Below are 12,449 nucleotides of genomic sequence, written 5' to 3'. Positions count from 1 at the left end.
CTCAGCCCCCGATCAGCACGGAAGGGAAACCACCGAGGATGGCGTTCGGCGGCGCGGCCTCCAGCACGGTGTCACCCTGCCGCGCGGCCGGGAAACCGCCGATCAGCACGGTCGCGCTGCCGCGCAGCACCGTGCCGCCGAAATGCGGCTTCGGCCCGTCCGAGAGGGGGCAGAGATGCGTGTCTCCGACCGCGCGCCAGGCGGGCTGTCCGCCGATCAGCACGCTCGGCAGCCCAGGCCCGGGGCCCAGTGGCGTGCCGTGGCTCGTCGGGTCGCCGAGACGTGCAGCGGGCTGTCCCATGCATGTGCTTCCCTCAGTTGATCTGCACGAGGCCGCCCTTGATGGTCAGTGTCGGCCCGGCCTTTAGCTCTAGCGTCCCGCTGGCCTCGATCGAGATGGCCGGCGCGCTGAGCGCCAGCTTGCGGGAGGCGCGCAGCGTCACACTGCCGCCCGTCGAGGAGAATTCGAGGCTATTGCCCTGGCCGTCCTCCAACCGGACCGTGTCGTCCTCTATAGAGAGCCGCCGCTTCCCATCGTTCAGCTTCAGCTCGACACGCCCTCGCGCGCCATCATCGAAGGTCAGCTCGTGCCCCTTGCGGGAGCGCACGAAGCGCAGGTCGTTCCTGCCGTCCGCATTCGTCGCGGGTGGCTTGTCCTTGCCATTCCACAACGCGCCGACGACGTAGGGAAATCGGATGTCCTCCCGCTCGAAGGCGACGAGCACCTCGTCGCCGGGCTCCGGCAGGAAGAAGGTGCCGCGTTCCTTGCCTGCCATCGGGACGGCGATTCGCGCCCAGTGGCTCTCGCTCGGCCGGGTGTGCCAGGGAAAGCGCACCTTGACCCGGCCCAGGCCTTCCGGGTCGCTGTTCTGCGTCACCAGCGCGACGGCCACGCCCTTGGCATAGCCGCCGGCCTCAAGTGCCGTCTCGCGGGGCGCGTGCTCCAGCATGGCGTTCACAGCGTCGTCTCCTTCACCTTGAAGCGGGTCCGATAGCCGTTGCTGTCCGCTCGATGCGTCGCTTGCTCGACGTAGTACGTCTTAGAAAATCGTGTCCCGATCCTCTCCAGCGCGACGTTCGTGTCCGGCCGGATCTCCGGTAGGCCGAGGCTCTCGCCCTCCCCACTCAGGAACTGCTCGGCGCGTTCCGCGAGTGCGGCGCGCGCCCGAGCCTCCGCTTCCGCCTGGCTTAGCACGGGCTGGCGCAGCCGCAGCACCGACTGACCGCGGACGACGCGCTGGAGCTTGTCGCCCGCACTCTCGCGGCGGGCGTCGCGGCCGGGTTCGTCACCGCGCCGAGCACGCCCGACAATGGGCTCCCCGCGCTTCGGATCCCAGCCATGGATCTCCACCGCGCCGACTTGGCCGGCCAGGTTCGCCTCGGGCTTGAAACTCAGCAGCCCCGCGCCGAAGGCGAGCGTCGCGACTGGGCCTGAGCCGTCGCGCGCCGGTCCGAAGCGCAGCGTCCGCCCGCCCGAGATGTAGACCTTGTAGCGGCGGTTGCGCTCGGCAATTTTGCGGACGAACTCCAGGTCGCTCTCCTGGTTCTGCTCGATCTGGGCGTGCTCTTCCCGCGTGGGCACGATATCCGTGTCGAGGTTGTGGGCACGAGAGATCATTGCGACTACGTCGCTATCCTTCGCCTTCGCCCAGTTCTGGCTGTTCTTGCCGACCGAGAGCGGGTAGCTGTGGTCGTAGCCGGAGACGGTGAGTTCCGGCGACCCGCCCTCCGCGAAGTTCGTGCCGATCTCCGTCACCACGCCGGAAACCAGCACGGGCAGCGCGCGCACATCGCCGTAGCCCATAGCAACCTCGACCGAGGCGCCGAAAGTCAGCTTCTCCAGCAGTGGCGTCCCATCGCCTGTCAGGAAGTCCTGCTTCGCCACGTCGAAGGCGTTGACGACCGTAAAGCTGAAGCGGCCCATGCCCGATAGGCTGAGATCCGCCTCGGCCTGGGAGACGGCAACCGCCATCTGCCGCACTAGGTCGGCGCGACCAAGCCGCACCGCGAAGGCCGGGACGTAGAAGTCGCCGTGGCGCTCAGCGAGTTCCTGTAGGCGCAACGCCATTCTCCTCCAACGGCGGTAGCAAGAGCCATGTACCGGCAGCGAGCTCCCGTGGGTTGTCCAGGTCGCTCGCCTCGGCGATGAGGCGCCAGAAAGCGGCGTCGCCGTATTCGCGCGCCGCCAACGCCCAGATAGAGTCGGAGGCGTCGAGCTGCCGCCGCTTCGTCTTATCGGCGGATTCGCGCCGCGGCTCCCGGAGCTGCCGGCCAAGCGAGCGATACTCCTTAAAGGAGACGGAGAGCGTCGCACGTGCCGGCGTGCCGTCCGGTCGGAACAGCGTGTGCTTCTGGCTCAACTTTTCGATGACTGCATCGAAGCTCAGCCGCCCCCAGGCAAACTTCACCGGCGGCGGCGCATGCAGGGAGCTGTCGATCAGCAGGAGGCGGGACAATTCGGTGATCCGCTCTGACACACTCCGCGGCGGTCCACTTGGGCCGGCGCGCGGCGGGTCAGTGAAATCCTCCAGGAACAGCTCCATAGAGAGCTGGTCTGCATCGCCGTTGACGAACTGCAGCAGCGGACTGCCGAGGCCGAGCAGCGCGGTCGCCTTATAGGTGTTCGACCGCTCGATGGTGTACTCGGTGGGATTGAATAGCACCCCGATGCGCGTGCCCCGGCGCTCCCCGGCCATGATCTCAATCACGGCTTTCTCAAGCTTGTTCATGGGCTGCGACCCGCTCACAGCCCGCGCCTCTCACGGTCGATGCGCAACCGCCGCTCGATGCGTCGGACGACATCGTCCACGAAACGCTCGCTCGGCGCCGACTCGGCCCGCGCGGGTACCGCCGTGCGGGGCATCGCGGCAGGCGCCGCGGCGGTGAGCGGTGCATCGGCAGCCTCGCGGAGCGTGGCCTGAGCAAGCGCGGTATGGATGGACACGGCCTGTGAAGGCGCGGCATGCGTCGTGCTGCCACCCGCGCCCACACCGTCCGCTGCCGCAGCTTCGGACAAGCGCCAAACAAGGTCCAACCGCCTGGCGGCCTCCGTCAGCCGAGCCACCTCCGGGCGAGCCCGGCCGCGTTCACCATGTAGCACTAGGGCGAGCGGAGCGCGGTTCTGCGCCTCGATCGGTGCCATCTGCCGGACCAGCCCGGCCGAGGCGGACGCGTCGAGGTGCCCCAGCGCCGGCCCAGCCGCTCGCAGCCGCAATGCGGGCCACACGCCAGCAGGTCCTGCCGGCAAGGGTCCCATGAAGCCGGGCACACGCCGGTCGGGCCACTGCACGGCAATGGATGCGGGGGCGATTATAGCGTCGTCCGGGTAGCGCCGCGAGGACAGGGTAGTGACCTCCGCATTGGCGCGCGGCAACCGAAGTAGGGGCCGCAGCATCAGGATACCCGGGCGGGCGGGCGCCTGCGCGGCGGCGGCACGCGGATCCTGCAGTAGCGGCCGCAACCGCGCCGCCGCAAGCGCGCTGCGCGGCGTCCTATCCGGCCGGCCATTCCGCCAAGCGAGGGCCGCGCAGTGCGACGTGTTCGGGCGGTCCGGGTGCGACGCCGCCGCGCCGCGCGGCGCAGTACCTGAGGCAAGCGGGCCATGCACCAGCAGCCCGCAGGACTCTCCGCGCCGCAGCAGCAGCTCGAATCGCTGCGCCAGCCGCAGTTCCAACCGCGGTGCAGCCAGGCGCGCCCGCCGCCAGGCCAGCGCCAGCGGCGTCCAGCCACGCCGTGCAGCCGGCTGCCCCGCGCCCATACGCCGCGCCGCCCGGACCGGCCAGGCCTGCCGCGCCGCGACGCCGGGTCGGTGCGCCATGTCCCTCAGAGCGCTCATCCCCGGCGGAGTCCGTGATGCGCGAACTCGACGCTCTCGACCAACACCGCGCTGCTCGATGCATCGAGGTCGGCCAGCGACCACTTCACGGGATACGCCCCATGCGCGTGCAGCCGCCAGACCTCGTCACCATTTGCGTCGCGCAGAATGACAGATAGCGTCTTGCGTTCCACGCGCCCCTCCACCGTCCGGCGGTGCCATTCCCAGAGCCTCTCATTGGTTAGGCCGTGCTCCAGCACGATATTCGGGAATGAGGTCTGAGTGACGTGACGGTGCTCGAAGTCGTTCACGCCGCCCTCACGGTAAGACTCCACTTTCGTCTCGCTCGCCAGGCCCTTTACTCGGCTGAAGCCGCCCTGCTGCAGGCGCTCGAATTCGATGAGGAAGCGGAAGCCTCGGTAGGGATCCTGCTGGCGCGTCATGGCGCTCGCCTCAAGCCAGGTCGAAGGGGTTCGGCGGTGCGCCGATCGACCGGCGATTCACTGCCGAGATTTCGCGGCACCAGCGCCGCCGCTCCGCATGCTCTAGGCTCATCAGCTCCTCACGGCTCCAGTGGAAGTGGAAGGCGAGAAAGGCCATCTCCTCGTAGAGCAGACGTCGAGGATAGGCCGTTAGGCTTCCCCCAGGACTGTCATCCCCGCGCGCAGATTGCTCGGGGCGCCGCCCTGCAGGGCGATCCCCGGCGCTGGCTCGCTCTCCTCCGCGCCGTTCAGCCGCTCGTATAGCCGTTGGAGATAGTCGAGGTCGGAGGCAAAGAGCCCCTCCACGACGCGCGTATCCACCTCAGGAAGCGAGCCCAGCCGTACCACTACGCGTGCCATGACAATGACGGCGAGATAGGCGGGGTTGGCCTGCACGCGCGGGTCGCGGAGCGGCAGGATCTCGTCCGCCGCTGTGGCAAGCCGCATCACGCCCTCGCGGTGCAGCACACCGTGTTCGTCGAGGTAGCCCTTCGGCAAGATGAATTCCACCTCGGTCCTAAAAGCCGGTGCGGCCCTGTTACTCATCGGCTTGCTCCTTCGGATCGCGCGCTAGCGCGTGCGCTCGAGGCCCTCATTGGCCAATTCGAGTGTCTCGATCAGGACCTCGTTGCCCTTGGCATTGAGGTCGCTCGGGTCGTACTTCAACGGCCAGGCCTCGCTGATCACAAAGCGGGCCTTGTCAGCGCCAAGTTCATCCTGCACGACAATGGTGACAGTCTTGCGTTGGCTGCTGATTTCGCCGGCCACAATCCGCTTGTGCCAGTTTGCGATCTCCAGCGAATCGGTATAACCGGCCTTGAGTGTAATGTTGCCGTATTTCGTCAGCCCGGAGAGCTTGCGCACATGCGCAGGCTCGTTGCCTTCGCGGTAGTCAACGGCGTCGGTCGTCGTCTCACCGATTGCCACCTCGCTGAACCCCGCCTGAGTGATGCCGTCGATCTCGAGGCGGAAGCGAAAAATTGCGGAGGGGGTCTTTGCGTGCCATCTCGATCTCTCCGTCTCAGCGCTGCGGCTCTGCGGTGTGCTGAAATATGCGGAAGATGACGAACTCCGCAGGGTAAACAGGACGGATTCCGATCTCGCAGACCAGACGCCCGTTTAGAATGTCATCCTGTGTCATCGTGGTACGGTCGCAGGTGATGAAGAACGCCTCTTCCTCGGTGCGGCCCATCAGTGCGCCGCCGCGCCACTGGCCACGGAGGAAGAGACGGATCGTGTCCGTGACCCGCGCCCAGAGCCGCTCGTCGTTCGGCTCAAAGACGACCCATTGCGTGCCTTCGTAAATCGAGCGCTCGATGAAAATGAAGAGCCGCCGGACGGGAACGTACTTCCACAATGCATTGGCAGAGAGGGTACGCGCACCCCAGATCCGCAGACCTCGACCTGGAAAACGGCGCAACGCGTTCACCCCACGTGGATTGAGCTGCCCTTGAGTGCTGTCATCGATGTTGTATTCCAACTCGATCACGCCACCGAGCGTCTCGTTTGCCGGAGCTTTATACACACCGCGGTCGATGTCCGTGCGGGCGTAAACGCCGAGGACATGGCCGCCTGGCGGGATCTTCCGTTTCACACCCGTCCTGGGATCCGGCACATAGATCCAGGGATAGTAGAAGGCTGCGTACTGCGTCTCCTGGATCATCGTGCGAGGGTCAAGGCTCGCGGAGTTGCCGACATTCGGTGCGCTGTCCACGACGGCGAAGCGGAACTTCTGGTTCTCGCAGTGGGAGATCAGCTTTTTCACAACATCCGTGGGCGCGTTGGGCGCGTAGACCAGCGACACCTCGCGGAACTCATCTAGCTTCAGCGCCTCCAGGCCGCGCCGCTTGTCGGCTTCGACATTAGCGCCCTCGTAGTCATCGGTGCCGATCGGATTCGGGTCGTCGACACCGTCCTGGTCCAACCGCGCCTCCTCTCGAGACACCTGCGGAGGCGATGCTGCGCTGTCCAGAATCGAGAGTTTGACCAGGGGCGAGTTGTCGTTTACGCGCTTCATGAAGTGATCGGGCGATGCCTCGTCCTCGATCACCACGTCGTCGAAATCCTCGGGCGGCAAGGCTGGGCGCGGCGTGCGACGCGGCTCGTCAAAGGGGTCGAACACGCCGTCCGGGGGCTCCTCACTCCAGTAGGCCACCTTCACCCGCACGCCGACAGGTTTGGAGGTCCCGGGACTCGCTGGGTCGGGAACCTTCGTCGTGCTGTCCTCGATCTTTACCCAGATGCGGCGGCCCCAGGCGCCGGGCCCGGTCGCCTCGACATGGAGGTCGCCGAAGTCGCGGGAGGCGGTCGTCGCCGCGTCACCCACGATGCGGCACACATAGAGGCGCTTCCCACCGTTCTCGAAGAAGCCGCTGGCAGTGTGCGGCATGAACTTCGCTGGATCGAAGACGGTCCCGAACCAGCGGAGGTAGTCGTTGAAGCCGGTAACGAGGCGCGGCCTGGTCGGACCCCGTTCCGTCTCACCGATGAAGGCTGCCGTGCTGGTGGCGACGCCCTCGATCGGGCGGGGCCCACGTTCGATTTCTTCTATGTAGACACCGGGCGTTAGATACTCGGGCATCGCTCAGCTCCTCGTCACGCGGTCACCTGCCTGGCTTTGCTCGACGCCGACGTGTTCTGACTGTCCGTCTCCGCACCGGTCTTGGTGTCGGCTGGCCGCGGCGAATTCTGCAGGCGTGTCTTTGCGTCCTCCTCCTCACCCTTTCGAAGGTCATCTAGCTTCTTCTTTGCAACAGCAAAATCGGCCTTGGCGATCTCGAATTGTGCGAGCTTCTCTGCATGCTTTAGACCTGCCTCGCGGTAGGTCTCGAGCGCCTGCATGAGGGTCGCGTCGAGCTGGTCCTTGGGTATTAGGTGCGCAGCGCGTGCCGGCGTCGCGCCGCCATTGGCGTTGCCGCCCTGGTCCAGCCATCTCTCCTCCCGTACCACCTGAGGAGGTGAGTTCGCACCGTCCAGGATGGAAAGCTTGACCAGGGCCGAGTTCTCGTTGACACGCTTCGCGAAGTGATCGGGCGATGTCTCATCCGCGATCACTACATTGTCGAAATCCTCGGGTTTCTGAGTCGGGCGTGGTTCGCGGCACGGTTCGGCAAAGGGATCGAACACACCGTTCTGGGGCTCCTCGCTCCAGTAAGCCACCTTCACCCGCACGCCGACCGGGATGGAGGTCCCGGGACTCGCCGGGTCGGGAACCTTCGTCGTGCTATCCTCAATCTTCACCCAAATGCGCCGCCCCCCGGCGCATGGGTCTTTCGCCTCGACGTGGAGGTCGCCGAAGTTGTGGAAGGCGGGCGTCGCTGCGGTATCCTTGTTGCGGCTGGACACGCCGGCACCGCTATTCGCCTTTTCGGCCGGCATGTTGCCGCGGTCCTGCCCGGTGCCGGAACCTCCTTCCTCGCGGCAGTTAGCGCAGATTGCCTCCCAAGGCGCCTTGCCCGTGGAAACTTCCCCGTTCTGGAACAGCGCCCACTCTTTCGAGGCGGCGACGGCGTAGTGCGCGGGCTGCAGCCGCACCCAGAAGCGGTAGAGCGCGAAGACCTTCTCCGGCTTGCCAAGCAGCTGCACGACCTGCTGGATCTCAGCCGCCGTCTCCGTGAGGGCCTTTTCGAGCGTGTCGGCGGCCTTTGACCAGGATGTGAATCTTTCCTTTGCCGCCTGCCGCTCCCCGTCGGCTTCTTGGATCTGACGTTGCAGAGGAAGTTCCACCGCTTCCGACTTCTTACCGAGCGCGATCTCGGCGGCCTCAATCTCGTCCTTCGTCTGGCACACTGTTTTGCAAAGCAATTCCTTCCAATCACCAAACTGGTGGATCAGCTTTCCGCGCAGATCCTTCACGGCGCGCTCGTTCTGCTCCCACCTAGTGCGCAGAGTTTCATGTTTGAGCTCATAGCTCTTCTGCTGCACGGCGAAGCCGGCGATCGCCTGCTGGCTCTCGCCCTTGACCGTATCGAGGAACTTGCCCTTGGCGGCGGACAGAGCAAGCTGCCTGGCCGCCTCCTCCAAGGTTTTGGGCGGGGAGGCCTCGGGCGCCGGGTGAGTTTTTGGCGATGTGGTCGTTGACATGTGGGCGGAATCCCTCCTTCGGATCAGGCCGCATCTAGCTGGCGCCAGTCGAAGCCTTCGACGGGCTTTGGAGGATTGCCGGTGGAGACATCTCCGGTCTCGGAGACGGTCAGCGCGCCAGACATGCGGCTCCTTGCGTCGGTACCGGTGCCGCGCGTGAAGCTGAGCTGCAACTCCACGCGATCGCCCCGGCTGCGCTCGCGCAGGGAGAGCCGTAGCGGCAGGGCGAAGTCGCCTTGCGCATTCGTCATTGCCGGACTAGCCGCGAGGTGGCCGGCCACACGGTCGGTGAAGCTCGCCCTCACCAGCACCCGCGGCAGCCGCGCCTCACCGTCCGTCACCCAGCCGCGGAGCACCGTTGCGTCGGGCGGGAACACGTATGCAGGGGAGGGGTGCAGCAGGATGCGCAGCAGCCGCTTCCTGGCGACAACGTCCGGCGGATCATCGGCCAGCGGCGGGGTGGGTGCATCCACCTCCTCGGGCGGCTCGAAAGGAGCACCGAGGATCTCGACCCGCACCTTGCCCGGCACCGCCCCCGGCTCCTCCAGGAAGACGAAGCGCCCGCTGAGATTGTGCAGCGGCTTGTCCGCCAGCCCGCGCACGGAAACCCGCACACCGGCGCTGATAGTGCCTCCGGTGAGCGGATCCAGCAGTTCCACAGCGAACAGCACGCGCCGCTCCGCAGCCGCGTCGAAGTGGACCGTGCGCCGCGCCCCTTCCCACGCGCCGCTCATGACGCGAACTGCCCGACAAGCCGCCTGTCGCTGAGCACCGGCATCGGCGGCTCTGATTGGTCGGGCGGATCGATCCAGACCGGGGTGACGAGGTAAATCAGGGAGGGGCGATAGGAGGATTGGGGGAACATCGCCCAGATCCGGGTAAGTTCCTCCGTCGTTGCGGGCTCGAGGGTGATGCGGGCCTCTTGGTCCGGCACCTCCGGCGGACCGATCATCGGCGTAAGTGCGAGCGTCTGGATCACCCGCCCGAGCCGGCCGAGTGCATCCCGCTCACCGCCCGTCTCCTTGCTCGCCGTGGTCAGCAGCACCGTGAGGTCGAGCGGCACCGCACCCGGCAGCACGCGCGGCGGCTGGCCCTCCTGCGTGGGCGGAAGGTGCCGTTTGTCATTGCGCAGCGTGGGCGTGGCGGCCGCGCGCACGAGGAGGATGCTGAGATCGCTGGACTGCGCTTCGCTGTCGTCCGGTGGCCCGACATGCACCGTGGCAGTCGCCCGGGAGCGGCCGAGGGCGGCCTGCAGGCGGGCCCTGAGCGCTTCCAATACCTGCTCGATGGCACGATCACTCATCGTCGCCTCACGCCGCACGCGACAAGGCGGCGAGCGCCGTTTCAACGCCCGGCATGCCGAGTTTCACGAGTTCCGCTCGCGCCGCCTCGACGAGATGGTCCAGCGTGATCGCAGCCTTGTCGCCCTTGCCTTCGGCCGCGGCGGCGAAGGCTGCCCGCAGCGTGATCTGTCGGATGTTCCCCCCCTGTGAGCTCGAGCCGGCGCGCCAGCACCCGGATCGCAAGCTCGTTGACGTCATCCGACCGCGGCGCACCGTGCAGGCATTGGTGCCAGATGTACTCGCGCGCCGCCGCGTCCGGGCGCGGGAACTCCACGACGAAGCGCAACCGCCGGAGGAAGGCGGAATCGATATTCTGTCGGAGGTTGGAGGTGAGCACGGCAAGGCCCGCGAAGGCCTCGAGGCGCTGCAGAAGGTAGGCTGTCTCCAGATTCGCGTAACGGTCGTGCGCGTCCCTGACCTCACCTCGCTTACCAAACAGCGCATCAGCCTCGTCGCAGAGCAGCACGACGCCGGCACGCTCTGCCTCGTCGAAGACTACGTCCAGGTTCTTCTCGGTTTCGCCGATATACTTGCTGACCACCCGGGCGAGGTCCACTTGGAACAGCTCGGTCCCGAGCGCCCGCGCGATGGCCTGCGCCGCCATCGTTTTGCCAGTGCCGCTGGGACCGGAGAACAGCGCGGCGACGCCGCGGCCGTAGGGGAGCTGCGCACCGAAGCCCCAGCGGTCCAGCACCGTGCCAGCATGCCGGCACTGCTCCACGATCTCCCGCAGCTGCGCCGACTGCTCCTCGGGCAGCTTGATCTGCTTGAGGCTGAAGGCGGGCTCGATAGGGCGTGCGAACTGTGGCAGCCGCGGCATAGCGATACTGCGCAGCGCGCGCGCGAGATGCGGCTCCTCTGCTCGCGTATTGGCGTCCTCGGCGGCAGCCAACGCCGTTGCCAGCTCCGCAGCATTGCTGATCGCAGCGGAAGCCAGCGGGAACACCGCAGCGAGTCTCTCAGCCCCCGCCTTAGCGAGCCCTACCCCGTGCCGTGACGCGGCGTTCCGCAGCATGTCTACGCGCGCCGGCATGGCGGTCGGCGCGCGCGCCAGGACGATGTAGCGTCCGGGCGCCAGGGCCGCGGCGAAGGGACCGGGGTCCGCCAGGAGCAGCACGGGCCCGCTCTCGGCAAAGCCGGGTTGCCTCGCTAGGCCCTCCAGCAGAGCGATCGCTGTGCCGGGGTCCGCTCCATGGCCGTCCGGCACGATCGCCGGTACGAGATCGAGCAGCCGCGCGGCGCGTGCAATGCGCGCCGCCGCTTCGCTGGGGTCCGCCGAACCGGATGGCGTCGATGAAGGCGGCACGACGCGCAGCAGCTCGCGGTCTTGACGCTGCGCCGCGGCTTCGGCAATGGCGCACCATTCATCTGCTGCAGGGGTGCTGCCGCCCAGCACGATGAAGCCCGGCGCCGCGTCGCCCAGCAGTCCTGCCAAGCGCTCCGTCTCCGGCCAGCCATCCACCAATTCGGAACCACCCCAGCTTCCGGCATGCAGCCAGCCGGAGAACCGCGGATCGGCGGCCGCGAGCGGACGATCCTCGATCAGCCAGGCAGCAATGGCGGCATCCACGCGCAGCGTGTGGTCTGCCGCAAGCGCCGCATCGTGGTGCGGCTCGACTAGCCGCCAGCGCGCGAGGCCGCCAAGCGTCGCGAGCCTGTGCCGCATGGTGGCCGGCTCGCCGAGCACGGACGCGACGAGACCGAGTGTTGCACTACGCCGGCTGAGATCATCGTTCAGCAGGCCATAGACGCGCTGGTAGGTGGGATCAAGTTCCGGAGCCAGGCAGAGCAGCAGCGCTTTCACCTCGATCGAATCCAGCCTTATCCGGCGCGCAAGTCGGGTCAGGCGGGTGACCTCCTCCTCCTCCGCGTCCAGGCTCTTGGTGAGTCTCGCTTCCGCCTGGGCATGCATGTCGAGCAGCAAGTCCGGTGCAATCTCCGCGCTGCGCCCACGCCGCTGTGCCAGAAGGCGGTCTGCCGTGGCAGCAGATAGTGTCAGGCCCGGCAGCTTCTCGTCATCCGCCACGCGCGAACGCGCAATGTGCAGACGGAGCGTGGCATCAAGCCAGTCGGTAATGATGCCGTCGCGCGTGTCGGCCTGATTCTCCTGGTTTCCCTCGGCGAGGGCGATCGCGACATGCGCGATCCGCTCGGCCATCCCTTTACCGCCGAGAGAAGTGGCCGGCATGCTGCGCAGTAGGGAGACAAGGCCATCGAGCCCGAGCTGCGGCACTTCCAGGCGGATCCTGTCCGCCCGCGGTTCAACCGCGACAAGGCACACACCGGGGTGCGCTTCTGCCAGAGCGCGGATTTGCGCGTCGATATCAGCCGGGCCCGCGATGAGCAGGAATGCGCGCGGGGCCCCTGTCTCGGTCAGCGCCTTACGAATCGCTTCGGGATCGTACGGGGCTTGCACCGTCAGGTGCAAATCGCGCGCCCGGCTACGGATCGCCTTGACGAGCGCCTCACCGTCAAGTCGGGCGCTCCGCGCATGCACAACAAGAATGAATGTCTCGCTCGGCGGCATGCATCAGCCCCGCCCGGTCTGTTACGCACCGATCAACTCATATCCGCAACCTCCTAGCCATGGTTCTCGGAGATTGATTTCTGGCCTAGCTCGCAGATCGGCAACGCGGTCCATCTGGCTCAGCCATCGACTAGGCCGGTTCGACCAAAGGGTTGATGTGCATATCCGCTCGCGCCCTCGGGCCGTAGCGGCGCTCAGGA

General features: G+C 66.8%; 14 protein-coding genes. All 14 read right to left on the bottom strand.

The window, feature by feature from the left end:
• Window position 1: 1 nt before the first annotated feature.
• Genes KSF81_RS28210 through KSF81_RS28145 form a run of 14 tightly spaced genes read right to left on the bottom strand, consistent with a single transcriptional unit; the run spans window position 2 to window position 12,249 of the window.
• Complete coding sequence (locus KSF81_RS28210; protein WP_217382178.1) at window positions 2-301, bottom strand: PAAR domain-containing protein; 300 nt, start codon at window positions 299-301, stop codon at window positions 2-4.
• Window positions 302-314: 13 nt separating this feature from the next.
• Window positions 315-950 (bottom strand): phage baseplate assembly protein V, encoded by a 636-nt coding sequence (locus KSF81_RS28205; protein WP_254454376.1) that lies wholly within the window; start codon window positions 948-950, stop codon window positions 315-317.
• Window positions 951-955: 5 nt separating this feature from the next.
• Window positions 956-2,068 (bottom strand): phage late control D family protein, encoded by a 1,113-nt coding sequence (locus tag KSF81_RS28200; protein ID WP_217382176.1) that lies wholly within the window; start codon window positions 2,066-2,068, stop codon window positions 956-958.
• A complete protein-coding gene (locus KSF81_RS28195; protein ID WP_217382175.1) occupies window positions 2,040-2,729 on the bottom strand; it encodes a hypothetical protein in 690 nt (229 codons plus the stop codon). The genes KSF81_RS28200 and KSF81_RS28195 overlap by 29 nt, the downstream gene beginning before the upstream one ends.
• Before the next feature lie 14 nt (window positions 2,730-2,743).
• Entirely contained in the window at window positions 2,744-3,817 is a 1,074-nt protein-coding gene (locus tag KSF81_RS28190; protein WP_217382174.1) for a hypothetical protein, read from the bottom strand.
• A gap of 14 nt (window positions 3,818-3,831) precedes the next feature.
• Complete coding sequence (locus KSF81_RS28185) at window positions 3,832-4,257, bottom strand: phage tail protein (protein ID WP_217382173.1); 426 nt, start codon at window positions 4,255-4,257, stop codon at window positions 3,832-3,834.
• Between the two features lie 10 nt (window positions 4,258-4,267).
• On the bottom strand, window positions 4,268-4,429 hold the full coding sequence (locus KSF81_RS28180; protein ID WP_309139786.1) for a DUF6760 family protein: 162 nt from the start codon (window positions 4,427-4,429) through the stop codon (window positions 4,268-4,270).
• A 17-nt stretch (window positions 4,430-4,446) separates the two neighbouring features.
• A complete protein-coding gene (locus KSF81_RS28175) occupies window positions 4,447-4,842 on the bottom strand; it encodes a hypothetical protein (protein WP_217382171.1) in 396 nt (131 codons plus the stop codon).
• A 24-nt stretch (window positions 4,843-4,866) separates the two neighbouring features.
• Window positions 4,867-5,277 carry a phage tail protein gene (locus KSF81_RS28170; protein ID WP_309139785.1) on the bottom strand — a complete coding sequence of 137 codons (411 nt, stop codon included), beginning with the start codon at window positions 5,275-5,277 and terminating at the stop codon, window positions 4,867-4,869.
• Between the two features lie 40 nt (window positions 5,278-5,317).
• Window positions 5,318-6,877, bottom strand: a complete 1,560-nt coding sequence (locus tag KSF81_RS28165; RefSeq protein ID WP_217382170.1) for a phage tail sheath family protein — start codon at window positions 6,875-6,877, stop codon at window positions 5,318-5,320.
• 14 nt (window positions 6,878-6,891) lie between these two features.
• Entirely contained in the window at window positions 6,892-8,379 is a 1,488-nt protein-coding gene (locus KSF81_RS28160; RefSeq protein WP_217382169.1) for a hypothetical protein, read from the bottom strand.
• Between the two features lie 23 nt (window positions 8,380-8,402).
• The gene (locus tag KSF81_RS28155) at window positions 8,403-9,113 is read right to left on the bottom strand and encodes a hypothetical protein (protein WP_217382168.1); all 711 of its coding nucleotides are present in this window, start codon (window positions 9,111-9,113) and stop codon (window positions 8,403-8,405) included.
• Window positions 9,110-9,682 carry a Pvc16 family protein gene (locus KSF81_RS28150; protein WP_217382167.1) on the bottom strand — a complete coding sequence of 191 codons (573 nt, stop codon included), beginning with the start codon at window positions 9,680-9,682 and terminating at the stop codon, window positions 9,110-9,112. Before KSF81_RS28150 ends, KSF81_RS28155 begins: the two co-directional genes overlap by 4 nt.
• A 41-nt stretch (window positions 9,683-9,723) precedes the next feature.
• Window positions 9,724-12,249, bottom strand: coding sequence for an ATP-binding protein (locus KSF81_RS28145; protein WP_217382166.1), 2,526 nt, complete (start codon window positions 12,247-12,249; stop codon window positions 9,724-9,726).
• Window positions 12,250-12,449: the final 200 nt, after the last annotated feature.

The sequence above is a fragment of the Siccirubricoccus sp. G192 genome (assembly GCF_019084075.1).
Taxonomy (GTDB): Bacteria; Pseudomonadota; Alphaproteobacteria; order Acetobacterales; family Acetobacteraceae; genus G192.
Note: the sequence above shows the minus strand (reverse complement) of the source record. Positions and strands in the feature narration are given on the sequence as shown.